Below are 26,436 nucleotides of genomic sequence, written 5' to 3' on the forward strand. Positions count from 1 at the left end.
TCTTCTCAATTTCTGAATAATGGTTATTTCGTCACAATATAGCACAAAATCAGAGTGTTGACAGTAATATAATTAATAAATGGGGTATTTATATTATTTTTATAATGAAGGCTTGATATAAATATTGAATTCAAAGATATTTTTTGAATATTCTTGGGCTGCTTTGTCTGTTTTTATTGATAAGCAAACTTAAATAGGGAGATTTGGAAACATTAGGTTGTGATACGGGTGGGTTTTTAATATAGTGGATTAAATTTAAATCAGGACAAGGCGACGAAGCCGCAGACAGTACAGATAGTACGGCAAGGCGAGGCAACGCCGTACTGGTTTAAAGTTAATCCACTATATTTTCATTTGTTTTTAAGGGGTTGGGATATGATTGGATAATGTGCAGCATCTGTTTCTTTTACGTTTGTCGGCGCGGGGGATGGGTTAGGGATAAAGAATAAAGGAGGCGGATTGGAAACGGTTTGATGGCGGAATCCCAATATATTGAATATGGAATTGATATTTTGATTTTAATGGGATTTTTAGCTTATCAGCTTGATGGGGAATTCAATATAAACCGGCATGGCTTTATGTTGTGCAAACCTGAAGAAAGCGATTGTTTAGTGTGAAAAACATCTAAACAATCGCTTTCATGTTATAGGCACTCTTTTCAGGTTTCTGATTGAAATTGAATCCGTGATGAGCCATTCGACGAAAAGTTTTCTTGCGGAATACGCGTAGAAAGCCTATTGGGCAGTAAAGGTCGTCTGAAAAGTCTGTCCGCCTATGGTGATGTCGGCGATGTAGTCGCGTCTGCCTTCAACGCAGACGGGCAGGTGGATTTGGCGCGCTTGCCAAGTGCGCGGGGATTGTTGTTGGAGCATATAGCGGTTGAAGCCCATGTCCATGTCTTTCATGCTGAAGCTGATGCTGACTTGCTGTGTTTCGGCCGGGGTGTTTTCGACGGTGATGTCGAAGGCGGAGCGGTGGCTGATGGGGGTGGAGCGGACGTGCGAGCCGTCGGGCAGGGTGCAGCCTTTGATGAGGTCGCACTCGGCGGCGCGGGCTTGAGGCTGTTGTTTTTGCCACCAGTCCAGCAGCAGGAGTTTGGCGGCGGCGAAGAGGATGAGGAGGACGCCTGCGAGGAGGAGTTTGCGGTTTTTGACCATTTCAGACGACCTCGGTGTCATTGTCAGACAGGACGGCGTGTGCGCCTGTCGAGAGCCAGCGGTCGCGGTAGCTTGAAACCAGTGTTTCGGGCGCGGCGACAACCAGCGGAACGGATACGCCTTGTTCTAATATTTCAAGCACTTGCCGTGCGCTTGCTTCGTGGTTGACTTGCCAAACGACGACGTCGGCATCTTGCACGCGTTGCCATTGTTCGCGGGTGTGTACCGACACCCAAACGCTTTGAGCTTGGGGCAGCTTGCCGAGCTTGCGCAGTTCGGTTTCTGAGATGAGGATGTTGGCGTGGTGCGGTTCGGCTAGGGAGTAGGGCGCGACGCGGTATTCGCCGGTGCTGTTTTGTCCGTACAAACCGGTTTTCAGACGACCTTGAAGCCGGCGTGGGACGGAAAGGGCGCGCAGCAGCGGACCATTGGCAGGCAGCATGGGGGCGACGTTGAAATCGCCCGCTTTTTGCCACGACCATGCCTGTCCTTCGCGGGATTGGGGTTCTCCCGTCCATTGGTCGGGGTTTACCCATAGAAATTTCAGGCAGACGCGGGCGTGTTCGTAGGAATGGATTTTGGTCAGCCAAGGCGTGGCGGCGAGGATGCGGATGCCGAGTTCTTCTTCAAACTCGCGTTGCAGGGCTTGGAAGTCGGTTTCGCCCGCTTCGACTTTGCCGCCGGCAAATTCCCAATATCCGGCATAGGGCTTGCCTTCGGGGCGGGAACTGAGCAGGTAGTCGCCGTCTTGGTTGAGCAAGATGCCGGCAACGACGCGGATAAGGGGACGGGTGTCTTGGGTCATGGGGATAGGGGTGGAAGGTCGTCTGAAAATTCGGAAAGGTCGGATTTGGGAATCCGACCTGCCAATGGGTATTGTCTTATTTTTCGGCAACGACGAATGCCAACACGGTGTCTTCTTCGTCGCTCATGCTGAGGCTGACGCGGCTGATGCCTTGTTCTTCCAGCCATTTGGACAGGGCGGGGGCGTAGAAGAATTCGGGTTTGCCCAATGCGTCATGCCCGATGCCGATGTTGCGGAAGGAAACCGCGCCGCGTATGCCCGTGCCGACGGCTTTGGCGAAGGCTTCTTTGGCGGCGAAGCGTTTGGCAAGGTAGTTGACGGGTTTGCCTGCTTGCGGAAATTCGAGCAGTTCTTCGGGCGTAAGGATGCGCTCGGCAAACGCTTGTCCGAATTTTTTGCTCAGGCGGATGATGCGTTTGAGGGAAACGATGTCTGTGCCTATGCCGTAAATCATGCGGTGGTCTCCTTGTTGAGAGAAGGTCGTCTGAAAAGGTGGGTGTCGCCTATCAAGGCAGCATTCTTGCCCTGAACATGGTTTCCTTCATCTGGCGGACGGCTTCGGGCAGGCCGAGGAAGAGGGCTTGGGCAATCAGCGAATGCCCGATGTTCAGCTCGCGGATGGCGAGGATTTGGGCGATGGGGGTAACGTTGTGTATGGTCAGGCCGTGTCCGGCGTTGACGACCAAGCCCAAATCGCTGGCAAAATGCGCGCCGTTTTGCAGACGCTCGAATTGCTTGATTTGTTCGGCGTGGCTGTGTGCATCGGCGTATGCGCCGGTGTGCAGCTCGATAACGGGCGCACCGACATCATAGGCGGCTTGGATTTGATCGTTGTCTGCATCGATGAAGAGCGAGACGCGGATGCCTGCGTCGGTCAGGATTTTGGTGAACCCGGCGATTTTTTCTTGTTGCGCCAAAACGTCCAAACCGCCTTCGGTCGTGATTTCCTGACGTTTTTCAGGCACGATGCACACGTCTTCCGGCATGACTTTGAGCGCGTTTTCCAGCATTTCTTCGGTCAACGCCATTTCAAGGTTCAGGCGCGTGCGGATGGCGTTTTTGACGGCGAACACGTCCGCGTCTTTGATGTGGCGGCGGTCTTCGCGCAGGTGCATGGTAATCAAATCTGCACCGTGTGTTTCCGCGACCAATGCCGCTTCTACGGGGCTGGGATAGGTCGTGCCGCGGGCGTTGCGGACGGTGGCGATGTGGTCGATGTTTACACCTAAGAGCATGATGTGTCCTTTCTTTGGATTTTCAGACGACCTGCCGATGGAAAAGGTCGTCTGAAAAAGTTAAACGCCGAAACTGAATTGCTGGAGTTGTTGCAAAACCTGTCTGGATTTAATGCCTTCGGGCAGGAGGTTGTCAATCAGCAGGCGCGTGATTTTTAGCGATTGCCCGAGGCTTTCGGGGTGGGTGAAATCGCCTTCGCGCAGCTGGATCAAAATGTCGCCGCCGATTGCCACACCATGATTGCGTGGATTGAAGCGTTCGGCTTCTTCGATGGGAACGACCGCGTTTTCAGGCGTCAGCCAGTAGGTTTCTTCGGCACGGATTGCTTCGCCGTTGCCATCGTGGAACAAATCGGGCGCGAATCCCAAGCGGTTGAGTAAAGTCCATTCAAAGCGTCGCAGCGCGGCGGTATGACCGCTTTCGCCGCATACCGCCCGCATTACCGCTTCCAGCGCGTCGTAAAGCTCGGGTATCGGGTCTTCGCGGGTTGTCAGCTTGAGCATCAGTTCGTTGATATATAAGCCACTGAACAAAGCCCTGCCTTGCGGCTGCGGCCAGCCGCCTATCCACTCCGCGCGGTGTAGCGTTTTCAATTCTTGCGAACCGTACCAAGAGGCACTGACCGGTACAAACGGCACCAACACGCCGCGCAACTCGCTCTGCCGCTTGCGCGCACTTCTTGCCAGCAAAGCCACGCGCCCGTAACGGCGGCTGAACACTTCCACCCACAAACTGCTCTCGCGCCAAGGGGCGGAAGCAAGCAGGAAGACGGGTTCGTGGTTGATGCGCTGGTTGGTCATGGGCAGTTGGTCGGGAGTGTGGAAGGGGTGGGTTATGGTGTGGTGCATTTTACCAAAGCGGGTAGGAGGTCGTCTGAAAATATTTTTGTTGTTTAGAATGCTTTGAATATCAAGAGGGAAAGGGTAAGGCAAAATCAATCGATGGGTCTGGTCGATTTGTATAGTGGATTCACTTTAAACCAGTACGGTGTTGCCTCGCCTTAGCTCAAAGAGAACGATTCTCTAAGGTGCTGAAGCACCAAGTGAATCGGTTCCGTACTATCTGTACTGTCTGCGGCTTCGTAGCCTTGTCCTGATTTAAATTTAATCCACTATATCTTTTAGGATGGCGAACGGCTGCAAAAAAAAACGCACCTTGTTTAAAGGTGCGTTTTTGATGGGATATATGGCGGGCGTTTTTTGAACAAATCAGAATTTAGCGCCTGATTGGTTGGCCATGTAGTCGACCGCTGCTTTGACTTCATCGTCGCTCAGACCGGCGTTGCCGCCTTTTGCAGGCATGGCGTTGAAGCCTTCGAGAGCGTGTTTGTGCAGGGTTTCTTTACCTTGTTTGATACGCGAAGCCCATTCGTCTTTTTTACCTATGCCTGGAATGCCGGGGACTGCGCCGCCGTGACATGCCTGACAGGTTGCTTCGAAAACTTTTTTACCGTCTGCGCCGGAAGCTGCAGGAGCGGCTGCGCCTTTGTCTTCGGCTTTAGGTGCATCGGCTGCGGGGGCGGAGCCGGCAGCGGCCGGTGCGGAGGCGGCTGCATTGCCTGAAGCGGCTTGATCGGCAGGTGCTGCGGCATCCGGATCAGGGAAGGTACCGCCGCTCTTGTTCGCCATGTAAGTGATGACGCGTTTGAGTTCTTGGTCGGTCAAATCGGCTGCGCCACCTTTCGCAGGCATGGCGTTAAAGCCGTTCAGAGCGTGTTGGAAAAGGGTATCGAAGCCTTGTGCGATACGGGGAGCCCATTCGCCGTTATTTTCGATTTTCGGTGCGTTGGGGACGGATTTGTCTGCGCCGTGACACTGGATACAGATTTTGTTGAAAATCTGATCGCCTTTGCGTTCGCCTACCGGAATGCCGTCTCCCAAGGTAAGCTGTCCTACGGGCTGGATGCGGGTTTGGGTGGCAGTTTCGGAAGATTGGGCAACGTCTGCATACGAGCCGCTGCCCGCCAATTTGATGAGGAAGTAAATGACTGCAATGGCAATAACGATACCGCTCACAAGGGTAAACAATGCAGAGCCTTGGGCTTTTGAGTCGCGGAGTTGTTTCATTTGGTAGGCCTCGCCGTTAGGTTAGGTTGTGCTTTGAGTTATAGTTTGGTGTGTTAAACGCAGTTAACAATATTTTGCTGGATTATACTGAATTCACAAGGGCTTTCCAATCGCTCTTGTGGAAAATATACGCAAAGGCGGCGGTTTTTTGCCGCCTGTTAGGGGGTGGGTTTTGTATGTTGTTGATTATTTTATGGGATTTTTCTTCAAATTTGTCTTGTTTGCGCCATCCTGCATAATAGGCTTTGCCAACAGGCGGGATTTGCGTTAATCTTACGCCTTCTTCGCACCCATAGCTCAGTTGGAAGAGTGTCAGTTTCCGAAGCTGGAGGTCACAGGTTCGATCCCTGTTGGGTGCGCCAATTATAGAGAGGCCGTCTGAAAGATGAAAATTTTTCGGGCGGCCTTTTGACTTACTTCAAATAAAACTACATCAGGTTTCAGACGACCTTTTACTTTTTGCGCTTTATTTCAACACTTCGGCAAACGCATCGGCAACATAGGCGATATTCGAAGCATTCAGCCCGGCGACGCACATCCTGCCTGAATCCAGCAGGTAAACGGCAAATTCGTCGCGCAACCTGCGGACTTGTTCCACGCTCAATCCTGTGTAGCTGAACATGCCGCGCTGTTTGATGAAATAAGTGAAATCGCGGTCGGGGATTTGGGCGGTCAAGACATCATAAAGTTTCTGCCGCATGGCGCGGATGCGGTCGCGCATGACATAGACTTCTTTTTGCCACAAGGCGTAAAGTTCCGGGCTGTTCATCACATCGGCGGCGATATGCGCGCCATGTGCGGGCGGGCTGGAGTAGATGCGGCGGACGGTGAATTTGAGCTGTCCGAACACCAATTCCGCTTCTTCTTTATTCGGGCAAACCACGCTCAAACCGCCGACGCGCTCGCCGTAGAGCGACAGGTTTTTCGAGAAGGAATTGCTGACGAACAATGGTAATTCCATTTCCACCGCTTTACGGATGGCGTAGGCATCGCTGTCCAAATCGCCGCCGAAGCCTTGGTAGGCGATGTCCATAAACGGAATCAGTTTGCGCGTTTTGATGATGTGCAACACTTCGTCCCATTGCTGTTCCGACATATCCACGCCGGTCGGGTTGTGGCAGCAGGGGTGCAGGATTAGGACGCTGTGTTCGGGTAGGGTGTTGAAAAACGCGGTCATTTCGTCGAATTTCACGCCGACGGTGGCGGGGTCGTAATAAGGATAAGTGCCGACCTCGAAACCTGCGCCTTCAAAAATGCCGCGATGGTTGTCCCAAGTCGGGTCGCTGACGTAGGCGCGCGCTTCGGGAAACCAGCGGTGCAGGAAATCCGCCCCGACTTTGAGCGCGCCCGAGCCGCCCAAGGTTTGTACGGTAACGATGCGTCCTTGCGCGAGCGCGGGGTTGTCTTTGCCGAACAATAAATGTTGCACCGCGCTGCGGTAAGTGTTCAAGCCTTCCATCGGCAGGTAGGGCGACGGCGCAGGCGTGGCGGCGCGGGCGGTTTCGGCACGGTTCACGGATTCCAATACGGGCATTTTGCCTTCATCGTCGAAATAAATGCCTATGCTCAAATTGACTTTTTCGGGGCGCGGGTCGTTTTTGAAGGTTTCGACCAAACTTAAAATCGGGTCGCCGGGGTAATATTCGATGTGGCGGTACATGATGCTTCCTTTGTCAGACGGATGGGGACGGGAAACCTGATTTTTGCATTAAACGGCAGGATTTGTAAAACGGGGTCGTCTGAAAGCTGCATGATGTTTTTAGACGACCTATAATTTCGTCTTCATTATTTTACGGAACAACATCATGACCACGCGCATCTGGCAGGCAGGCAGGTTTGAAATCGGTTTGGACAAGCCGAAAATCATGGGTATCGTCAATCTGACACCCGATTCTTTTTCCGACGGCGGCGTATATTCGCAAAATGCCCAAACAGCCTTGGCACACGCCGAACGGCTTTTGAAAGAGGGTGCGGACATTCTCGACATCGGCGGCGAATCGACGCGGCCGGGTGCGGATTATGTTTCGCCTGAAGAAGAATGGGCGCGGGTTAAGCCTGTATTGGCGGAAGTGGCGGGGTGGGGCGTTCCCGTCAGTTTGGACACGCGCCGCACGGTGATTATGGAAAAAGCGTTGGCGCTCGGCGGCGTCGATATTATTAATGATATAGCGGCGTTGACCGACGAGGGCGCGGTCGAATTGCTGGCACGTCAGGCGGACACGGGCATTTGCCTGATGCACATGCAGGGTTTGCCCGAAAACATGCAGATTAATCCGAAATATCAGGATGTTGTCGGTGAAGTGGCGCGGTATTTGAAAGAGAGGGCGGCGGAATGTATCGCGGCAGGCATCGCTCCGCAACGCATCACGCTCGATCCGGGGTTCGGTTTCGGTAAAAACCTGCAACACAATATCGCGCTGATGCGGCATTTGCCCGAATTGATGGCGGAAACGGGTTTCCCGCTGCTGATCGGCGTGTCGCGCAAACGCATGATAGGCGAGCTGACCGGCGAGGCAAATGCGGCGGAACGCGTACACGGCAGCGTGGCGGCTGCTTTGGCTTCCGTAGCGCGCGGCGCACAAATCGTTCGGGTGCATGATGTGAAGGAGACGGCAGATGCGTTGAAGGTGTGGGACGCCTTAGGCATTACCGGCATTTAATGGCTTCTGCTTTGCAAACAAAAAACACTTTGAAAATGAAATGTCGGCAGTCCCTGAAGTGGTGATAAAGAGGTCGTCTGAAAACGAGTTTGGCGGTTTCAGACGACCTGTTTGTTTAATCCGGTTAACTTGTTCCGTATTTTGATAAAATAAGAAACTATACCGCTCAGGCGCAATCTAATGACGCTAAACATAAATCCCAATAGTTTTGCATAAAACCCCTTATACTGCCCGTTATGACATTTACGGGTAACCCCATTCTAAAAAACATCCTCACGGAGCAAACTCATGGCAAAAAAATATTTCGGCACGGACGGCGTGCGCGGCGAAGTCGGTCAATTTCCGATTACTCCCGATTTCGTATTGAAACTCGGTTATGCGGCGGGGCAGGTATTGGTGCAGCATGACGGCGGGCAGAAGCCGACCGTCCTGATCGGCAAAGACACGCGTATTTCCGGCTATATGCTCGAAGCCGCGCTGGTGGCGGGTTTTACCGCCGCAGGTGTCAACGTCATCCAAACCGGCCCGCTGCCTACGCCGGGTGTGGCTTATCTGACCCGTGCGCTGCGTTTGTCCGCCGGCGTGATGATTTCCGCATCGCACAACGTCTATTCTGACAACGGCATCAAATTCTTTGCCGAAGGCGGCGTGAAACTGAGCGATGAAATCGAGTTGGAAATCGAAGCCAAAATCGACGAGGAAATGAAAACCCAGCCGTCCGCCCGTCTCGGACGCGCGCGCCGTATCAACGGCGCGGACGACCGCTACATCGAATTCTGCAAATCCACCTTCCCCAGCCATTTGGATTTGCGCGGCCTGAAATTGGTGGTCGATACCGCGCATGGCGCAGGCTATGACGTTGCGCCCAAAGTGTTCCACGAACTTGGCGCACAAGTTGTCAGCATCGGCGACGAACCCAACGGCTACAATATCAACGAAAAATGCGGCGCAACCCATCCCAAAGCCTTGCAGGCTGCCGTATTGCAAAACGAAGCCGACTACGGCATCGCGTTGGACGGGGATGGCGACCGCCTGATGATGGTCGACCGCAACGGTAAAGTGTACGACGGCGACAGCCTGATTTACGTCATCGCCAAAGCCCGCGCCCGAGAAGGTATCAACATCGGCGGCGTGGTCGGTACGGTCATGACCAATATGGCGATGGAAATTGCCCTGAAAGAGCAGGGCGTCGATTTCTGCCGCGCCAAAGTCGGCGACCGCTATGTATTGGAACAGCTGAACCAACGCGGCTGGCTCATCGGCGGCGAAGCCAGCGGCCATATTTTGTGTATGGACAAACACAATACCGGCGACGGCATCATCTCCGCGCTGCAAGTTTTGGCGGCACTGCAAATCCTGAACCAAGACCTCGCCACCGTTTGCGCCGATTGGCAGCCGTATCCGCAAACCATGATCAACGTGCGCATCCAAAAAGGTCAGAAATGGCAGGAAGCCTCGAAAGACGTGTTGGCAGAAGTGGAAAAAGAACTCGAAGGCAAAGGCCGAGTCGTGTTGCGCGCATCGGGTACCGAACCGGTCGTGCGCGTCATGGTAGAAGCGCGTCAGGCGGACTGGGCGAAAAAAGGCGCGGAACGCATCGCAGCAGCCATCACCGGTAAGCAGTAATACCGTCGAAAAATCAATAGGTTTTTAGCAAACCTTGGAACTGCCGTCGTTTCCACGCAAGCGGGAACGGTGGTACAGTGGATTAATTTTGAATCAGGGCAAGGTGGGGGAACGCCATGCCGGTTTAAGGTTAATCCACTGTGTTTTTTAGGATTCGAGGTCGTCTGAAAAGCATCAAACAATATTGCTGACGCCTATTTTCATAACCTGCCTTGTTATTTCTTTCAGACGACCCTATCTTTGGTAAAATACAACATTCAGTTCAAATGAATTTCCCCTCCACATTACAACCGACGGATACGCCATGTTTGCCTTTTTAGAAGCCCTTTTTTCACATTACGGCTATGCGGCCGTGTTTTTCGTTTTGGTCATTTGCGGCTTTGGCGTGCCGATTCCCGAAGATTTGACGCTGGTGACAGGCGGCGTGATTTCCGGCTTGGGGTACACCAATTCGCATTGGATGGTTGTCGTCGGTATGCTCGGCGTGTTGGCGGGCGACGGATTTATGTTTGTCGCCGGACGCGTGTGGGGGCAGAAAATTCTCAAGTTCAAACCCATTGCCCGCGTGATGACGCCAAAGCGTTACGCGCAGGTGCAGGAGAAATTCGACAAATACGGCAACTGGGTATTGTTCGTCGCCCGCTTCCTGCCCGGTTTGCGTACCGCCGTTTTCGTGACCGCAGGCATCAGCCGCAAAGTTTCCTATACCCGCTTCATTCTGATGGACGGGCTTGCCGCGTTGATTTCCGTACCGGTGTGGATTTATTTGGGCGAATACGGCGCGAACAACATCGATTGGCTGATGGCAAAAATGCACAGCCTGCAATCCGGTATCTTTACTGTTTTGGGTATATTGGCAGTGGTGTTGGCCTGGTTTTGGTGGAAAAAACGCCAGCGCCTCCAGTTCTACCGTACCAAATTGAGCGAAAAGCGGGCGCAGCGCAAAGCCGCCAAGGCAGCCAAAAAAGCCGCGCAAAGCGAACAATAAAATCAAGCACCCTAAAGAGGCTGCCGATATTTAATAGTTTCCGTGTTTTTTATCCAAAGCGGTATCTTCCGCGTTGGAAATTCTCGCAAGGTCTCTGACCTTGTTGCGGCTTCCGCCTTGAATCTCCCGCTTCGTGAATAAAAATCCACTTGGAAAATCAAATATCGGCAGCCTCGGGGTGCTTTTTCATTTTAAGGTCGTCTGAAAACCGTCTACGCCGCCAAATTGCCAGCCTGTCCGAAATATAGTTAAATAAGCCGCATCATTATTTTCAGACGACCCGATGATGTCCATGAAACAAAAAATCTTCGTCCTCTACACAGGCGGCACCATAGGCATGACCCAAAGCAGCGAAGGCCTGCGCCCAGATACCGCGCTTGTCAGCCAAGCCCTTTCCCCCTTTTCAGACGACCTCGACTTCGAGTGGCACGTCTGCAATCCTTTGATTGATTCCTCCTCCGTCACCCTGCAACACTGGCGCGACTGGCTGGACATCATCGCCGCCAAACTGCCTTCCTGCGACGGCATCCTGATACTGCACGGCACGGACAGCATGGCGTACACCGCCAACCTCCTTGCGCTCGCCCTGCAAGGTTTGGGCAAACCCATCGTCCTGACCGGCTCCCAATGGCCTTACGCCGCCGAAAACAGCGATGCCCCGCGCAACCTCTCCACCGCCGTCGCCGCCTTCAGCCTCAAGCTCAAACAAACCGTTATCGCCTTTGACGGCAAACTTTATCCCGCCGTCGGCAGCAGCAAAGTCAGCACCGAAACCGCCGCAGGCTTCGACAATCCGCATTTCGGCGCCATCGCCGAATGGGACGAAACCCAAGGCTGGCACCATATCCGCGTCCCGTCCCAAGATACGGCAGATGTTTCAGACGACCTCAAAATCCGCTATCCCGACCCGCAGGCAAAAATCGCCGTCCGCACGCTTATCCCCGGCTTTGCCGTCCAAGAACTTGCGGACGGACTCGCACAGCTTCCCGCCCACGCCCTTATCCTTCAAAGCTACGGACACGGCAACACCCCCGCAGACGAAGGCTTCATCCGCGCCATTCGAGACTTTACGCAGCAAGGAAAACTGCTGCTCAACATCAGTCAAGTCCGACAAGGCAGAACCGCCGCCGTTTACGCGCAAGGCAACGCGTTCCGCAATTCGGGCATCATCAACGGTGGAAAATGCAACCTCGAAACCGCCACCGCACTCATGACCCTCGCTGTATCGCAAGGCTGGGGGGTGGAAGATGTTCACAAAGAATTGGTAAGACTAAAATTAGTGTGAAACCGATGAACTTCACCGACACCCATTGTCACCTCGCCGATCCCGCCCTGCGCGAAAACCTGCCGCATATCCTGACCGCCGCGCGGGAGGCAGGGGTAGGGCGGTTTATCGTTCCCGCGACCCGGCCGCAGGATTGGCAGGACGTGGCGGATTTGGTGCAAAGGTCGTCTGAAAACCTGCTTTGGGGCAACATCCATATCGCGCTCGGCATCCATCCTTGGTTTTCAGACGACGTTTCCGAACCGGATTTCCAGCGTTTGGAACAAGCATTGCAAGCGCGTCCGACGGCATGGGTCGGCGAAATCGGCTTGGATTTTTACGACAAAACCCAAACGCCGTCGCAGCGAGAACGGCAAATCCAAGTCTTCAGCCGCCAGCTTGCCATCGCACAAACCCTGCGTCGCCGCGTGATTATCCATAATCTCAAAGCCACCGCCGCCATCTCCGCCGCCGTCAAACAGACAGGCTTTGCCCAAGGCGGGATTGTTCATGCGTTTTCAGGCAGCGTGGAAGAAGCGCGCGTGTTGACGAAATTAGGTTTCAAAATCGGCATCGGTTCGCTGTTGCTCAACCCGAACGCACGAAAAATACGCGAAACCCTCAAAACCTTGAATGACACCGATTTCGTCTTGGAAACCGACAGCCCGTATATGCTGAAAAACGAAATCAACACGCCCGCCAACATCCGCCAAATCGCCGCCATCGCCGCTGAAATTCGCGGCGTTGCCGTTGAAGAGATAGCCGAAGCGACCGAGCAGAATGTGGAAATGTTGCTGGCAGCAGAAAAGGTCGTCTGAAAACGTTCCGTCTTATCGGAATCATGTTTTCAGACGACCTTTGGTCGTATGGGAAGCCATAGTGGTTTGCACGCTGCTGTGGCTTTTTATAGTGGATTTCCACTATATTTTTCAACAAAACAGCCGCCGCAGGGCTAATCCAGCCATCTGAACGCGCGGCGCAGTTCGTCCGTGCCGCCGGTTTCGTAGCAGCGGCCGTGCGCCAGTATGATTTTTTCGGGCTGCCAGTCCAGCATCTGTTTCAGGCAGGCGCGGGCGGCGGTTTTGTCTTTGAAGGTGGCGCGCCAGTCGGCGGGGGCCTTGCCGTCGGGGTCGGCGATACCCGTCAGTTTCATCACGCCCGCCCAAAAGCGGCTGGGAAATTTGACGGTTTCGAAGTTTTCAATCAAATCGGCCAGTATCAGGGTTCGGCTCGCGCGGTGGAAAAACACGGTTTCCTCCATCGCTGCGCTGCCCGCAAACGGCAATTGCGCCAAATCGTCCGCCCATTGCGGCGGCGCGGCGGCACCGAGGTCGGCATCGAAACAAACGGCAATATGCTGCGACGCCGCCCGTTCGCGCACGCCGGAACTTGCCCACGCAAGCGCCTGCGGGTAATGCCGTTTCCACGCGGCGATGTGGGCGTAGTGGATTTTGTTGGGCGAAACCAGATGGCGGACTTCGCCGAGCGCATCGATTTGCCGCAGCAGTTCGGGCACGGGTTCAACCGGCGAATAACACCACAGCCCGCCGTCGTTCAGGCGCACGACGGTCATGCGGGTGCTGAACGGCACTTTGATGCCCAGCGGAAAATTCATGTGTATGACTTTTCCGTCGGCAATCCAGATGCCGTCTGAAAAAGGTTTCAGGGTATGGAGCGGGTGGTAGAGATGGATTTTGTCGGTCATGACGGCCCTTACAGTTGTTCTCGGCTTATTATTCGACCGCCCTCTTGCCGCAGACGTTCCCACTCCAAACGGAACACTTTTTCAGACGGCCTTCTTGCTTTCCAAATATTCCGCCAGCCCGCGCTCGCGCAACACGCAGCTTGGGCATTCGTGGCAGCCGCCGACGATGCTGTTGTAGCAGGTGTGGGTCTGCTCGCGGATGTAGTCCAGCGCACCCATTTCGTCCGCCAGCGCCCAAGTTTGCGCTTTGGTCAGGTACATCAGCGGGGTGTGGATTTGGAAGGCGTAGTCCATCGCCAGATTGAGGGTGACGTTCATGGATTTGACGAACACGTCGCGGCAGTCGGGATAGCCGGAGAAGTCGGTTTCGCACACGCCCGCGATGATGTGCCTGATGCCTTGTCCTTTGGCGTAGATGGCGGCGTAGAGCAGGAACAGGGCGTTGCGTCCGTCCACAAAGGTATTGGGCAGGCCGTCTGAAGCGGTTTCGATGGCGGCGGTGTCGTCCATCAGGGCGTTGTGCGTAATCTGCTGCATCAGGCTCAAGTCGAGTACGGTTTGTTTGACGCCCAAATCCTGCGCGATCCAGCGGGCGCGTTCCAGCTCGACGGCGTGGCGTTGCCCGTATTGGAAAGTGATGGCTTGGACGTTTTCGCGCCCGTAGGTTTGAATCGCCTGAATCAGGCAGGTGGTGGAATCCTGTCCGCCGGAGAAGATGACCAAGGCTTGTTGGTTTTGCATGGTGAATCCTAGTTTTGGTAACGCGGGAGGTTTGCGAACCGCGTGGTGGGAAAGTTGACGGATTATAACGGATTTCGTCTATAATCGCGGCACTTCGTTTTTTCATACGGCATAATCATGAGCATCTACGCCCTTAAACCCAAATTCCAAAACCTGCTTCGCCCGCTGGTGCGCCGGCTTTATCAAAAGGGGGTAACCGCCAATCAGGTTACGCTGGCAGCTTGCGCGGTGTCGGTCGCGGTCGGGCTGTTGCTGTCGCTCGGCGCGCAGGTTCCTGCCTTGTTTTGGCTGTTGCCAGTGTGGCTGTTTGTCCGCATGGCGTTGAACGCGGTGGACGGAATGCTGGCGCGCGAGTTCGGTCAGCAGTCGGCATTGGGCGGCTATCTGAACGAAATCACCGATGTCGCCGCCGATGCCGCGCTGTATCTGCCTTTCGCCTTTATCGCCCCGTTTGACGGCGCACAAATCGGCCTGTTTGTCTGGCTGGCGGCAATGACCGAATTTTGCGGCGTGTTGGGGCAGGTACACGGCAACGGGCGGCGTTATGACGGGCCGTTCGGCAAGAGCGACCGCGCGTTCTTTATCGGCGTACTGGCGGTGTGGTATGCGGTGGCGGGCAGCTTCCATGCGGTTTTCTACGTCGTCATGTGGTTGGCTTGCGCGGCACTGGTTTACACCTGCTATAAGCGCGTCGTCAACGGCTTAAAGGTCGTCTGAAACCCATTTCCCCATCTTCTACTCACTTAACAAAAAGAAAATATCATGCAAAAAACTTCGCACACCATTCCTTTGCTGCTCGCGGTTTTCATTGCCGCACTCATCGTCTGGTCAGGCATCAACCCGTCCGACCGCGCCGTTTGGTACGCCGAAATCATCCCTGTTTCCATCGTATTTGTCGCGCTTATCGCCACTTACCGCCTGTTCCGCTTTAGCAATCTGGCCTATGTGTTCATGAGCTTCTGGCTGATTATGCACACCATCGGCGCACACTACACCTTCGCCGATGTGCCCTTCGACTGGGCAAACCGCCTGCTTGCGCCGTTTTTAGGCGAAAACCGCAACCATTTCGACCGCGTCGGACACTACATTATCGGTTTCTACGCCTATCCGATGGCGGAATGGCTGTTGCGCCGCAAACTCTGCCGCCCCGCGCTTGCCCTGTTTTTTTCCTTGTTCTTCATTATGAGCGTGGCGGCGGCTTACGAAATCATCGAATGGCAGTATGCGGTGATCGACGGCGGCGAAGCGGGGCTGGAAGTGCTCGGTTCGCAAGGTGATATTTGGGACGCGCAAAAAGACATGCTCGCCGATACGCTGGGCGCGCTGACTTCGCTGGTGGTGTTTATGTTTACACGGCCGGACAAGCGTTTGAAAGCAAGCCGATAGACCTTGGGCAATAGCAAAAAGAAAGGTCGTCTGAAATCATGATTTGGTTTCAGACGACCTTTCTTTTGCAGCTGCTTCCCAGTCCGCGGCTTTCGATTTGTCCTTTCGCGGAAGGATATAAATCAAAACGAGGCAATGCCGTATCGGTTTGGATGGAGCAGTCATTCGCCAAAAAAAGGTCGTCTGAAACCTTAACCCTCCGTTTCAGACGACCTTTAATCAGCTTTAAAACTACTGTTTACCAAGCTGGCTGTAATCCACCAACATATACTTGGCAGTAATTTTCTGCGAAGCGTTGCCTTCGTCGCCCATCAGAATCATCTGCGGTTTGCCGTTGACCGTAATCGAATCGACGGCTTCGACGTTGGTGATGTGTTGCAGGTTGGGCAGTGAGATTTTTTGCGGTTCGTCGGTCGGGTTGCCGCTCCAAGTCCACAGTTGCGAGAATTTCTGCCCGTTTTCGTCCTTCACTTCGTTGGCGATGACGTAGTTTTTCAACACCGGGTCGTAGTTGATGGAACGGATACCGCCGCCGTCGATGTCGAGGATGGCGACTTCATCAAACTCAGGCTTGGCGTTGCGCTCGAATACGTCTTTCGGGTTGCTGATGAATGCCACCAGCGCCATATTGTTGAACTCAGGATCGCGGAAGCCCAAGACGAGGCGTTTCTTCACGGGGTCGAACGCCATGCCTTCGATATTGATTTCTTCAAAGGAAACTTCGGCTCTGGTGCGTTCGCGGATGAGGTCGTGCAGCTTGTGGTCGGTTTCCAAAACTTGCGTCAGATTGTCGTAGCTGGTCAGTCCCAACACATTGCCGTCTTGGATTTTAAAGCGCATCAGGTGTTCGCGGTCGGGCGAACGGTTGCCTTTGCGGGTGCGCGAGTGCGAAGTGAGCGCGTAGATAAAGCCTTCATCGTCGCGCGCCAATGCTTCCAAGTCGCTCAGGCGGCGTTTGAAGCCGGTAATCACGCGTGTATCCAAGGCTTCGTCTTCGATAAATCTGCCGGACGGATCGATGCTGACGATGCTGAATGCGTGGTTCGGTTCGTCTTCGGCAATCAGCAGTTTGCCGTCGGGAAGCTGTTGCACGGCAGATGGCTCGTACACGCCGTTGAACATATTAATACCCAAAGAGCGCAGCTCTGCCGCATTGTTGGCAGGTTGGGTCAGCAGCGAAGGCAGCGTCTTCACGCCGATAAACGCCGCCAGCGAAGCCAAAAGACCCCAACGGAATACGGCATAGGACAAGTTGATGTATTTGAACTGTTTGTCCGCCAGCAGACCCAGCCAGTAAAGATGATCACTCATCTTTTGATAGACTTGTTTGCGGTCGCCCATAATCTCTTGCATCATTTCCCAATATTGGTCTTTTTGCACCTTCACACGGTCTTCGTAAATCAGGATATTGGGCTGGCTGCCGCTGAAAAAGCGCGTTTGGGTACTGCTGAGGCGGGTTCTCAAATCACGCAGTTTGGCGCGCCCGCGAAAGAAATCCTTAACCCAAGCGCGCGCCGCCTGCATTTTGCCGATACGTTCGGGCGAAGCGGACAGCAGCGCGAACACGATGGACGCGGCGGCGGTAATCATAAACGTACTCGCCGGAATCAGAAATTCGGGTGACGATGAAAAAATAAATGCGCCCGAAATCATCAGCGCAGACACGATAAAACCGTTGAGCGAAATCATAATGTTCGCCTTGGTCGCCGCCAGCGCGAGCAGCTCCATCTCTGAGCGAACGGCATTGCGGAACATGGTTTCCACGCCTTTGTTCGTACCCAAAAGATCGGAAGGCGGCACATCAGCGGCTTGTTTTTTCTTCTTCGCCTTGTCTTTTTTGTCTTTCTTTTTCTTTTTGGGCTTTTCAGACGACGTCTCAATGCCTTCAAGGATGATGTTATCCGTCACGGCCTCTTCGGCATTGCTGTCTTGTTGATGGTCTGCCGTTTCAGATTCCGCAGCTTCTTCAACTTTTAAAGTTTCTTCAGCTTTCACGGATTCTTCAATGTTTACAGCTTCTTCAGTTTTTAAATTTTCTTCACCCTTATCAAACGCTTCTTCTGAATCTTCCCAAACTTCGGAAACAGGCTGCGGCGCATCGGGATCGGATCGTTCGAAAGGTTTCTCCCAGTCAGAAACCGTATTTTGCGGCTCTTGCCCTTTTTTATTTTTATCGTGGAAATCCATGTTTATCCTCCGTTTGAGTGAATCAATTTAAATGGAAAGGAAAAAGCGTTTTTTAGTTCCTCTGATTCGGGGAATTTACACAACGTCATACATTATCGATAAAAACATTACACTTCTTGGGATAATCATGTTTGTAATGATGAAGTCGGCAATCCAAGTTCCCCTTCAACAAAAACTGCCGCCAAACGGGCAGTTTGCGGCAGTTGTAACGCATCGTTTATCAGTAGTCGATACGCTCTTTGATGATTCTCAAGTCGGGGTAAGACAATTTGATGTCGTATTCGCGTCCGCCTTTGTAGGCTTCTACGTCCAATACAGGTCTGCCGCGATAGTCGTCGGCGTCGATGTCGTGAACGCGATAGCCGCGTTGCTCAAGCATTCTGATGGCTTTGGTACGGTTTTGTTCAAAATTTTTGTCGCTGTAAATTTGGTGTTCGATGTAATCGTTGGCACCTGCGACAGCAGCGGACAAAGCGACGATGGCGGTCAATAATAATTTTTTCATGTTCGACTTCCTTTCGAAATGTGTCATTGGGGTTTTGATGGGTGTATTTAAACACGGCAAAATTAGCAGTCATTTAGCACTTCGTTAAACGTAGTAAAGGTCGTCTGAAACGGTTCAGACGACCTTTTGTTGCTTCTTTCCGTCATTTCCTTTATCCGTTTATCAGATAACGATTGCATAAATTCAGCGTGTCATGATACCGTTCAAAAATATGACTATCAGGAGTTTTTCATGTCCGAGCAACAAAAATACTTTTCTACCCAAGACGGCACTTCGCTTTTCTACCGCTACCGCCCCGCTGCCGACGGCTCGGCCGATAAAGCCATCGTGCTGTTCCACCGCGGCCACGAGCATTCCGGTCGGATGATGTTTGTTGCCGACGAACTCGGTTTCGATGATTTTGCCTATTTCGCATGGGACGCGCGCGGCCACGGCCACAGCCCCGGCGAACGCGGCGACAGCCCCAGTATCGGTACTTCCGTTGCCGACGTGGACGACTTCATCCGCCACATCCAAAGCGAATACGGCATCAAGCCTGAAAACATCTGCGTGATCGCGCAAAGCGTCGGCGCGGTATTGGTTTCCACTTGGCTGCACGACTACGCGCCGAAAATCCGCTGCGCCGTATTGGCATCGCCCGCATTCAAAGTCAAACTCTACGTTCCTTTTGCCCGCACGGGCTTGAAAATCATGCAGAAATGGCGCGGCAATTTCTTTGTCAACAGCTACGTCAAAGCCCACTACCTGACCCACAACCAAGAACGCCAAACCAGCTACGACAACGATCCGCTGATTACCCGTGCCATTTCCGTGCGCATCCTGCTCGGTTTGTACGAAGCTGCCGAGCGCGTCGTCGCCGATGCGCAGGCGATTACCACGCCCTTGCAGCTTTTGATTTCCGGCAGCGACTGGGTTGTTCATCACAAACCGCAACACGATTTCTACAACCGTTTGGGCAGCCGCATCAAAGAACGCCATATCTTGCCCAGCTTCTATCACGACACATTGGGCGAACAAAACCGCGAAATCGCGTTTGTCGAAATGCGCCGCTTTATCCGCGAACGTTTCAATCAGCCTTTATATCAAGTCGATTTGACCCAAGCCCACTTGCACGGCGAAAGCCGTCGTGAAGCTGACGAGCTGGCTACGCCTTTGCCTATTTGTTCGCCGCGCGGCGCATTCTGGGCGGTTTACCGTGCCTCCCTAGACCTCGGTGCGCGCTGGAGCGAAGGTTTGAAAATCGGCAAGGAAACCGGCTACGACTCCGGTAGCACGCTCGATTATGTGTACCGCAACCAGCCGCAGGGCAGCAATGCCTTTGGTGAGGCGGTGGACAAACACTATCTCAACGCCATCGGCTGGCGCGGCATCCGCCAACGCAAAATCAATATCGGCAAAGCGATTCAGGCGGCCTCTGCCAAGCTGCGCGAAGCGGGCAAACCCGTACACGTTCTCGATATTGCCTCGGGGCACGGCCGCTATGTGCTCGACGCACTGACTGCCGACACGCTGCCCGATTCCGTGCGCCTGCGCGATTACAGCCCGATTAACGTCGAAGCCGGACGCAAACTGATTGCCGAGCGCGGTCTGCAAGACACAGTTACCTTCGACGAAGTCAATGCCTACGACCGCGCCAATTATCAGGATTTGCAGCCCCGTCCTACGCTGGGCATCGTTTCCGGACTACACGAATTGTTTGCCGACAATGATTTGATTTTAAAATCGCTCTACGGCTTCGGCGATGCGATTGAAACAGGCGGCTACCTGATTTACACCGGCCAGCCGTGGCATCCGCAGCTCGAAATGATTGCCCGCGCGCTGACCAGCCACAAAGCGGGCAGCCCGAACTGGGTGATGCGCCGCCGCAGCCAGCAGGAAATGGATCAACTTGTAGAAAAAGCCGGTTTTGAAAAAATCTATCAGTGGATAGACGAAGACGGCATTTTCACCGTGAGCCTGGCTGTGAAGAAATAAAAAGAGGAGTCGATGAATTACCGCCGTTTCTCACGTAGCGAAACATTTTTAGGTTGATATAGTAGTGGATTAAATTTAAATCAGGACAAGGCGACGAAGCCGCAGACAGTACAGATAGCACGGAACCGATTCACTTGGTGCTTCAGCACCTTAGAGAATCGTTCTCTTTGAGCTAAGGCGAGGTAACGCCGTCCTGGTTTAAAGTTAACCCACTATATGTGCGGGGAACGGCAGTTGTGCAGATGTGCAACAGTTTCAAAATTTGCCTGGAAACAGTTAAAACGAAAGGTCGTCTGAAACCTTGTTTCGGTTTTCAGACGACCTCGAAGAAACTTAAATCGTTGCTTTAAATTAACGATCGATGTTAACAGGTTCGCAGTTTTTCACGATGAAGCGGTTTTGTGCATCGCTGACGCCCACTACTTCGGAAGTGGTGTGGGTGTTGCGGTCGATGTAACCGGCAGACATAGAGAAGCCGCGTTTGTTGGTGAAGGTAGTGCCGGTGCTGTCAGAGCGGCGTTTGTCAACGCGCAGGCTGATTTGTTTGCCGGCTGCATTTGCAGAAGCGCCTACTGCATTGCCTTTACGGTCGAATTCATAAACGACATTCAGTTTTTTACCGTTGTCGCATTTGTAAGGAACATAGCCTGCAGGAGCGGCGGCGGCAGTCATGGAAACACCGGCGGTCAGAACGGCTACAACAGCGGCAGATAAGAGTTTCATCTGGTATTACTCCATAAAGTAAAAAAGAGTGATGTGTGGCGTGGACTATCCGGCGCCATCCTTGCTTTGTTTTGAAAGCAGGACATATTTTATCCGTTCCGAAGAAATATACAATATGCCCATATGCAAAGCTATACAAAGAAATTTTCGGGAAAAGTTATTACGCTTGTACAAATTTTAATAAGGTGAAGTTTCATAATGAAAAAATTACTTACATTACTAACTCTTTCCGCATTTTCATCCGCCTGTTATGCCGCTGCGGCTGACTGGACGCCGTTGTTGCAGTCTATGAAGAAAGGCTGCGCTGTTGATTTCGATGCCTTGCCTTATGGAAAGGCCGCAATCGGCAAACTGCCTGCCCAATACCGCGCCTCCGTTGCCCGCAGCCGGAGCAGGCAGACAGAGTCGGATGGTGAAGCATTAACTATTGAATTGAAAAATTCTGTTGCTTTTGGACAGCCCTTGTCCGCCTTAATCATCGAATCCGGTGAAGGATACGGCCATGTCAAAATGAAGTTTGCCCGAAATGCCGATGTGTCTAAACTTATTCCCTTATTTACCACACCAACCGATAAACGGCACGGTATGTTGGCAGCGGGTAGGGCGCAGAATTTTTGTGTCAAAGGCGCAAACGGGACGTTGAAGCAATACCAATCTTCGCGGCATCACTGGCGCGCCGTTTCGTCTGAGGGGCCGTGGCAGGAATTCCGCTACCATCCAAAAGAAAACGTTTTATCCTGCCTGAATTCCGACCATTATGGCGATGAAGTGGAATGCACTAGATAAAACATGAAACCTACGCTGAAAACTTCTCTACTCAAACTCGCTTTGGTCGGCATGCTTTTTTATGCCAGCTACGGCCTGTCCAACCATTACGCGGCATCGCTGGCCTATGTGCCGGAAGTCGCTTTTGCGTGGGAGCGCGGCATTCCGTTTTGGGCGTGGACGATTGTGCCTTATTGGTCGTTGAATCTGATGTACGCAGCGGCGTTTTTCCTTTGCCGAAATGCGTGTGAACAAAACCGCTATGTCGCACGGCTGGTATCGGCGCAAATTATTGCCACCACTTGCTTTATGCTGTTCCCGCTGCATTTCGGCTGGCCGAAGCCGCCTACCGACGGGCTGTGGGGCGTGATGTTTGATTCATTGGTCGCATTTGATTTGCCGTACAACCAATCGCCGTCGCTGCATATCGCGCTGTCTATCATTGTCGGCGCGTTTTATTGGACGCGGTTTCCCAAAATCCGTTTGCCGATTTTTCTGTGGCAAAGCCTGATTGCTTTGTCGGTACTGACGACTTACCAACACCATTTTATCGACGTGCCGACCGGCGCGCTGCTGGGCTGGCTGGTGTTGTGGGCAATACCCCAACACGGCGTATCGCCTTTCAGACGGCCTTTTGATACTCAAGGCCGCCTGAAAACGAGCGAAGCGAGTTTCTGCGAAGCTAAAACGAGCGAAGCAAGTTTCTGTGAAGCCAAAACTCCCCCCGAAACACGTTCCCGCGAAATCAAAATCGCCATGCTGTATCTGGCGGGTGCGGCATTGTCGGCACTGCCGTCCTTGTTCGGCGGCGCGTGGTTGTGGATGTTGTGGGTCAGCGTGTCGCTGTCAGTGGTCGCTTTCGCCTATCTGACCGGCAATGCGGCGGTGTTCCAAAAACAGGCAGACGGCAGGCTGTCGGCGGCGGCAACGGTTTTACTGCTGCCTTATCTGGTGGGCGTGCGGCTGAACATGGCGTACTGGCTGTGCGGAAAGGCGAAGACGGCGCGGGTGCGTGATGGTGTGTTAATTGGCAGCGTATCAGCAATTTCAGACGACCTCCCCGCCATATTGGACGTATGCGCCGAATATCCTCGTCCTCGCTATCGCGGCGCATACCGCGTTCTGCCGCTGCTGGATATGGTTGCGCCGTCTGAAAACGATTTGGTGCATGCGGCTTCGCTACTGGAAGCATTGCACCGGCAACACGGAAAAGTTCTGACCTGTTGCGCGCTGGGCTACGGACGCAGTGCGGCGGTGGTGCTTACTTGGCTGCTGGTTTACGGCGGCTGTCGGGATTTGGCGCAGGCAACGGCGGAACTGAAACAGGTCCGCCCGCAGATGGTGCTGCCGCCGGAAACGGCAAAGGCAGTAGAAGCGGTGGCAGGTCGTCTGAAAACGAGCGAAGCGAGTTTCTGCGAAGCTAAAATGAACGAAGCAAGTTTTTGCGAAGCTAATCGAGATAGCTAAGATATAAGTAGATGAAAAACCCAAGCTGAGCAAATCATTCTCTATTGAGCTTGTGCAAGGCAATGCAGTCCTAGTTTAAAGTAAATTCACGATACGACGACTCATCTGTGCCGAACCAAAGTAAGGAGGGAATCTTATGACTAAAAGCTACCGCCCCGTTACGTTTTACACTTTATCCCTGCTGATTCCGTGGACATTGTGGTTTGCTGCCGCCTACATCAGCCACCGCCCTGATGCTGTTGAGTACCAGTGGGCACAGGCTGCGTTAGGGTTAGCCGGGCTGTTCGCACCCATGCTCGTGGCGGCGTTTCTGTTGTACAAACAGCCCAAATTGTGGACGGACGCGAAACGCCGCCTGTTCCGTCTGACAGGTTTTCCCAAGCGATACCTGTTCGCTGCCGCACTGCTCGGCCCGGTTACCTTGGTGCTGGCGCAACTCATTTCCATCGCTTTCGGACACAGTTGGGCGCAGTTTCACATTTCGGGACATCCGTCATTTACGTCCGCCTTGCTGTCGCCATGGTTCATGCTCCTTATTGCGCCTGTTGCCGAAGAATTGGCGTGGCACAGCTATGGCACCGACGCGCTCACGGCACGCAGAAGCCTGTTTGTCGCATCCTTGCTATTTGCCGTGTATTGGGCGTTTTGGCATATGCCGCTTGCCTTCGTCAAAGGCTATTACCACAGCCAAATTGTTTCCGAAGGCGCACTCTACACGGTTAATTTCGTGGTCAGCATGTTCGTCTTCGTCCTATTGATGAACTGGTTGTACGCCAAAAGCGGACGCAGCATCGCCGTGGCGACGATATTCCACCTGTGCGCCAATCTGGGTAACGAGATTTTCGCCACCCACCCTGTCAGCAAGGTTATTCAGACGGCCATTTTGTCGTTAGTAGCCATTTATATTTTAATTACGGAAAAGAATTTGTTTTTAGATAAGCCTGTGCCATCCCGATAACAAATTCAGACGACCCTTGGACATGATATGCCCCGAAAGACGGTTTCCATACCTAAAAGGAATGTGAATGGACAATTCCACTGACAGCCTGATTACCGCCCGCCTGCTTGCCACCACCCGCTATACCGCCGTGTTCAACGCCTTGCTATTCGTTTTGTCCGCGCAACGTGGCGGTGCGTGGTCGGAGGTACAGCTTATCTTGGCGGCGGTTCTGTTGTATTACCACATCCGCATCGAATTCGACCGTCGCGTGTTCCAAGATTTTGCCGACGGCCGCTATACGCCCGAAGCCTTCGACCAAACCCTGCGGCAAACCGGCTTGCGCCGTGTTTCAGACGACCCCTCCATGCTGCAGCGTGTGGCGGGCGCGATTGCCTTGTGGCGCAAAAGCCTTTACCTGACCGCTGCGCAAGCGGCAGTTTTCCTTATCCAAATCCTCTGATGTCATGAAAAATTTTCTTAAAAAACAACTTGCATGGCTGACCGACCAAGCATTGTGCCTGTCGGTATCCTTCCTCACCGGCGTCCGCCCCAAAAGCCCGCGCGAGCTGGCGTTCAATCCGCAGCAGAAAGTGTATTACGCCAATCACGGCAGCCACGGCGATTTTTTGCTGGTGTGGATTTCCCTGCCGCGCCGCTGGCGGCTTTCGACGCGTCCCGTTGCGGGTTCGGATTACTGGCTGACCAACAAACTCAAACGCTTCATCATCCAAAACGTCTTCAACGCGCTCTTGATTCCGCGCCACAGCGACAATCCGCAGTCGATTACCGAGCAGATGAACCACGCGCTCCAAGTGGGCGATTCGCTGATTATCTTCCCCGAAGGCACTCGCAATACGGACGAAAATGAAATTCTGCTCCCTTTCAAATCAGGCATTTACCATCTGGCAAAAAGCAAGCCCGACACCGAGTTTGTGCCGATATGGATAGACAACATCAACCGCGTCCTGCCCAAAGGCAAAGTGCTGCCCGTGCCGCTGTTGTGTGAAGTCCACATCGGCGAACCGCTGACCCTGCGCGAAGATGAAGACAAAGACACTTTCCTGATGCGCACCCGCGAAGCCTTGCTGGCGTTGAGGTCGTCTGAAAACGAGTGTAACGAGTTTCGCCAAAACGAGTGCAACGAGTCTCAACAAAACAAAGGAGCTGCATCGTGAGCTTTGTTAACACGTCCAGCCAAATCATTACCGAACAAGCCGCCGCACATCTGACCCCGCAGGCAGGCTATATCTTTACCGGCGTCTTTGCCATATTGATTTTCGCCAACGTCGTCGGGCAATGGCTGAAACGCAAAAACGGTGCAGACAATGCCACCATCTCCAATCTCAATGCCCGCATCTACGCTTGGTGGCTGATGACGCTGGTGCTGCTGGTCGCATTTTGGTTCGGCAAAACGGGGACGGTGGCGTTGTTTTTCCTGATTTCGTTTGCCGCCTTGCGCGAATTTATGACCCTTGTCTATCGCCGCCGTAGCGATTATTACAGCATGGTGGTGTGTTTCTACCTGCTGCTGCCGGTGCAATATTATTTCGTCTATGACGGTTGGTATGGCATGTTCAGCATTTTCATCCCCGTTTACGGCTTTCTGGTGTTGCCGATTATCGCCAGCCTGAGCGGTCAAACCGCCCATTTCCTCGAACGCGCCGCCAAAACGCAGTGGATGTCGATGATCTGCATCTTCTGCCTTTCACACGTTCCCGCCTTGATGTTCCTGAACTTGGATGACTTTGACAGCAGCGGCAATATCCTGCTGCTGATGTTCCTGATTTTCGTGGTACAGGCTTCGGACGTGTTGCAATACGTTTGGGGCAAACTGGTCGGCGGTGCCAAAATCATGCCGTCACTTTCTCCGTCTAAAACCATATCCGGTACGGTCGGCGGCATTTTGTCCGCCACCGCGCTCGCCGCGCTGCTGTCGCCGATTACGCCGTTTAGCCACGGACAGGCCGTCGCTATCGGTTTTGTCATCTGCCTGATGGGTTTCTTCGGCGGGCTGGTGATGTCCGCCATCAAACGCGACTACGGCGTTAAAGACTGGGGCAACATGATACGCGGCCACGGCGGTATGCTCGACCGTGTGGATTCCATCTGCTTCGCCGCACCCGTGTTCTTCCACATTGTCCGGTATTACTGGAACGGTTGAGCCTGTCGCTGTTGATGGTTCTGCTTGAAGTCATGCAAAAAGGTCGTCTGAAAACCCCAATCCAAGTTTTCAGACGACCT

At 53.3% G+C, this 26,436-nt stretch carries 27 protein-coding genes and 1 tRNA gene; 16 read left to right on the forward strand and 12 right to left on the reverse strand.

Annotated elements, in window-relative coordinates; genetic code table 11:
• Positions 1-473: 473 nt before the first annotated feature.
• Positions 474-617, forward strand: coding sequence for a hypothetical protein (locus H3L95_RS00330; protein ID WP_003755018.1), 144 nt, complete (start codon positions 474-476; stop codon positions 615-617).
• Positions 618-734: 117 nt separating this feature from the next.
• Here H3L95_RS00330 and H3L95_RS00335 read toward each other — a convergent pair whose 3' ends face one another.
• The 6 genes from H3L95_RS00335 to H3L95_RS00360 form a co-directional block, all read right to left on the reverse strand.
• On the reverse strand, positions 735-1,157 hold the full coding sequence (locus H3L95_RS00335; protein ID WP_003755022.1) for a hypothetical protein: 423 nt from the start codon (positions 1,155-1,157) through the stop codon (positions 735-737).
• Between the two features lies 1 nt (position 1,158).
• The gene (locus H3L95_RS00340; protein WP_003755024.1) at positions 1,159-1,962 is read right to left on the reverse strand and encodes an NUDIX domain-containing protein; all 804 of its coding nucleotides are present in this window, start codon (positions 1,960-1,962) and stop codon (positions 1,159-1,161) included.
• Between the two features lie 76 nt (positions 1,963-2,038).
• Entirely contained in the window at positions 2,039-2,416 is a 378-nt protein-coding gene (gene acpS / locus H3L95_RS00345; RefSeq protein WP_003755026.1) for a holo-ACP synthase, read from the reverse strand.
• A gap of 52 nt (positions 2,417-2,468) precedes the next feature.
• Positions 2,469-3,197: a pyridoxine 5'-phosphate synthase gene (gene pdxJ, locus H3L95_RS00350; protein ID WP_045073938.1), complete on the reverse strand. Its 729-nt coding sequence runs from the start codon at positions 3,195-3,197 to the stop codon at positions 2,469-2,471.
• Between the two features lie 60 nt (positions 3,198-3,257).
• On the reverse strand, positions 3,258-3,998 hold the full coding sequence (gene recO, locus H3L95_RS00355; RefSeq protein WP_036529507.1) for a DNA repair protein RecO: 741 nt from the start codon (positions 3,996-3,998) through the stop codon (positions 3,258-3,260).
• A 408-nt stretch (positions 3,999-4,406) separates the two neighbouring features.
• On the reverse strand, positions 4,407-5,264 hold the full coding sequence (locus tag H3L95_RS00360) for a c-type cytochrome (RefSeq protein ID WP_003755035.1): 858 nt from the start codon (positions 5,262-5,264) through the stop codon (positions 4,407-4,409).
• Positions 5,265-5,550: 286 nt separating this feature from the next.
• Between H3L95_RS00360 and H3L95_RS00365 the strand changes: the two genes are divergently transcribed.
• Positions 5,551-5,626 (forward strand) — tRNA-Arg (locus H3L95_RS00365).
• 104 nt (positions 5,627-5,730) lie between these two features.
• On the opposite strand, the gene H3L95_RS00370 is transcribed toward H3L95_RS00365, so the two are convergent.
• Entirely contained in the window at positions 5,731-6,924 is a 1,194-nt protein-coding gene (locus tag H3L95_RS00370; RefSeq protein WP_003755039.1) for an amino acid aminotransferase, read from the reverse strand.
• A 145-nt stretch (positions 6,925-7,069) separates the two neighbouring features.
• Here H3L95_RS00370 and folP point away from each other — a divergent pair, with 145 nt between their 5' ends.
• From folP to H3L95_RS00395, 5 genes are all read left to right on the forward strand, one after another.
• A complete protein-coding gene (gene folP, locus H3L95_RS00375; RefSeq protein WP_003755045.1) occupies positions 7,070-7,924 on the forward strand; it encodes a dihydropteroate synthase in 855 nt (284 codons plus the stop codon).
• Positions 7,925-8,212: 288 nt separating this feature from the next.
• Positions 8,213-9,550 (forward strand): phosphoglucosamine mutase, encoded by a 1,338-nt coding sequence (gene glmM, locus H3L95_RS00380; RefSeq protein ID WP_003743468.1) that lies wholly within the window; start codon positions 8,213-8,215, stop codon positions 9,548-9,550.
• A gap of 304 nt (positions 9,551-9,854) precedes the next feature.
• Positions 9,855-10,538, forward strand: coding sequence for a DedA family protein (locus H3L95_RS00385; protein ID WP_003755047.1), 684 nt, complete (start codon positions 9,855-9,857; stop codon positions 10,536-10,538).
• A gap of 292 nt (positions 10,539-10,830) precedes the next feature.
• Positions 10,831-11,823: an asparaginase gene (locus H3L95_RS00390; protein ID WP_040667890.1), complete on the forward strand. Its 993-nt coding sequence runs from the start codon at positions 10,831-10,833 to the stop codon at positions 11,821-11,823.
• A 5-nt stretch (positions 11,824-11,828) separates the two neighbouring features.
• Positions 11,829-12,620: a TatD family hydrolase gene (locus tag H3L95_RS00395; protein ID WP_003755052.1), complete on the forward strand. Its 792-nt coding sequence runs from the start codon at positions 11,829-11,831 to the stop codon at positions 12,618-12,620.
• Positions 12,621-12,754: 134 nt separating this feature from the next.
• Here H3L95_RS00395 and H3L95_RS00400 read toward each other — a convergent pair whose 3' ends face one another.
• Entirely contained in the window at positions 12,755-13,507 is a 753-nt protein-coding gene (locus tag H3L95_RS00400; protein WP_003755054.1) for a DUF4336 domain-containing protein, read from the reverse strand.
• Positions 13,508-13,588: 81 nt separating this feature from the next.
• The gene (gene queC, locus H3L95_RS00405) at positions 13,589-14,248 is read right to left on the reverse strand and encodes a 7-cyano-7-deazaguanine synthase QueC (RefSeq protein ID WP_003755055.1); all 660 of its coding nucleotides are present in this window, start codon (positions 14,246-14,248) and stop codon (positions 13,589-13,591) included.
• Between the two features lie 117 nt (positions 14,249-14,365).
• On the opposite strand from queC, the gene H3L95_RS00410 reads away from it, so the two are divergent.
• Both H3L95_RS00410 and H3L95_RS00415 read left to right on the forward strand, forming a co-directional pair.
• On the forward strand, positions 14,366-14,965 hold the full coding sequence (locus H3L95_RS00410; RefSeq protein ID WP_003755057.1) for a CDP-alcohol phosphatidyltransferase family protein: 600 nt from the start codon (positions 14,366-14,368) through the stop codon (positions 14,963-14,965).
• 45 nt (positions 14,966-15,010) lie between these two features.
• Positions 15,011-15,634, forward strand: a complete 624-nt coding sequence (locus H3L95_RS00415; protein ID WP_182096181.1) for a DUF2238 domain-containing protein — start codon at positions 15,011-15,013, stop codon at positions 15,632-15,634.
• Between the two features lie 231 nt (positions 15,635-15,865).
• Here H3L95_RS00415 and H3L95_RS00420 read toward each other — a convergent pair whose 3' ends face one another.
• Entirely contained in the window at positions 15,866-17,821 is a 1,956-nt protein-coding gene (locus H3L95_RS00420) for a Pycsar system effector family protein (protein ID WP_003755065.1), read from the reverse strand.
• Between the two features lie 220 nt (positions 17,822-18,041).
• On the reverse strand, positions 18,042-18,326 hold the full coding sequence (locus H3L95_RS00425) for a PepSY domain-containing protein (RefSeq protein ID WP_039406898.1): 285 nt from the start codon (positions 18,324-18,326) through the stop codon (positions 18,042-18,044).
• A gap of 231 nt (positions 18,327-18,557) precedes the next feature.
• Between H3L95_RS00425 and H3L95_RS00430 the strand changes: the two genes are divergently transcribed.
• Positions 18,558-20,300 (forward strand): bifunctional alpha/beta hydrolase/class I SAM-dependent methyltransferase, encoded by a 1,743-nt coding sequence (locus H3L95_RS00430; RefSeq protein WP_040667816.1) that lies wholly within the window; start codon positions 18,558-18,560, stop codon positions 20,298-20,300.
• A 351-nt stretch (positions 20,301-20,651) separates the two neighbouring features.
• Here the strand turns inward: H3L95_RS00430 and H3L95_RS00435 are convergent, their stop codons facing one another.
• Entirely contained in the window at positions 20,652-21,023 is a 372-nt protein-coding gene (locus H3L95_RS00435; RefSeq protein WP_003755076.1) for an ACP-like domain-containing protein, read from the reverse strand.
• Between the two features lie 198 nt (positions 21,024-21,221).
• On the opposite strand from H3L95_RS00435, the gene H3L95_RS00440 reads away from it, so the two are divergent.
• From H3L95_RS00440 to H3L95_RS00465, 6 genes are all read left to right on the forward strand, one after another.
• Positions 21,222-21,809 carry a hypothetical protein gene (locus H3L95_RS00440; RefSeq protein ID WP_003755081.1) on the forward strand — a complete coding sequence of 196 codons (588 nt, stop codon included), beginning with the start codon at positions 21,222-21,224 and terminating at the stop codon, positions 21,807-21,809.
• 3 nt (positions 21,810-21,812) lie between these two features.
• Complete coding sequence (locus H3L95_RS00445; protein WP_003755084.1) at positions 21,813-23,255, forward strand: phosphatase PAP2/dual specificity phosphatase family protein; 1,443 nt, start codon at positions 21,813-21,815, stop codon at positions 23,253-23,255.
• Positions 23,256-23,391: 136 nt separating this feature from the next.
• On the forward strand, positions 23,392-24,213 hold the full coding sequence (locus H3L95_RS00450; RefSeq protein WP_003755086.1) for a CPBP family intramembrane glutamic endopeptidase: 822 nt from the start codon (positions 23,392-23,394) through the stop codon (positions 24,211-24,213).
• 67 nt (positions 24,214-24,280) lie between these two features.
• The gene (locus H3L95_RS00455) at positions 24,281-24,655 is read left to right on the forward strand and encodes a hypothetical protein (RefSeq protein WP_003755089.1); all 375 of its coding nucleotides are present in this window, start codon (positions 24,281-24,283) and stop codon (positions 24,653-24,655) included.
• Positions 24,656-24,659: 4 nt separating this feature from the next.
• Entirely contained in the window at positions 24,660-25,370 is a 711-nt protein-coding gene (locus H3L95_RS00460) for a lysophospholipid acyltransferase family protein (RefSeq protein ID WP_003755090.1), read from the forward strand.
• Positions 25,367-26,356: a phosphatidate cytidylyltransferase gene (locus H3L95_RS00465; protein ID WP_003755092.1), complete on the forward strand. Its 990-nt coding sequence runs from the start codon at positions 25,367-25,369 to the stop codon at positions 26,354-26,356. Before H3L95_RS00460 ends, H3L95_RS00465 begins: the two co-directional genes overlap by 4 nt.
• Positions 26,357-26,436 lie beyond the last annotated feature (80 nt).

The organism is Neisseria sicca, assembly GCF_014054945.1.
In the GTDB taxonomy this organism is placed as follows: Bacteria; Pseudomonadota; Gammaproteobacteria; order Burkholderiales; family Neisseriaceae; genus Neisseria; species Neisseria sicca.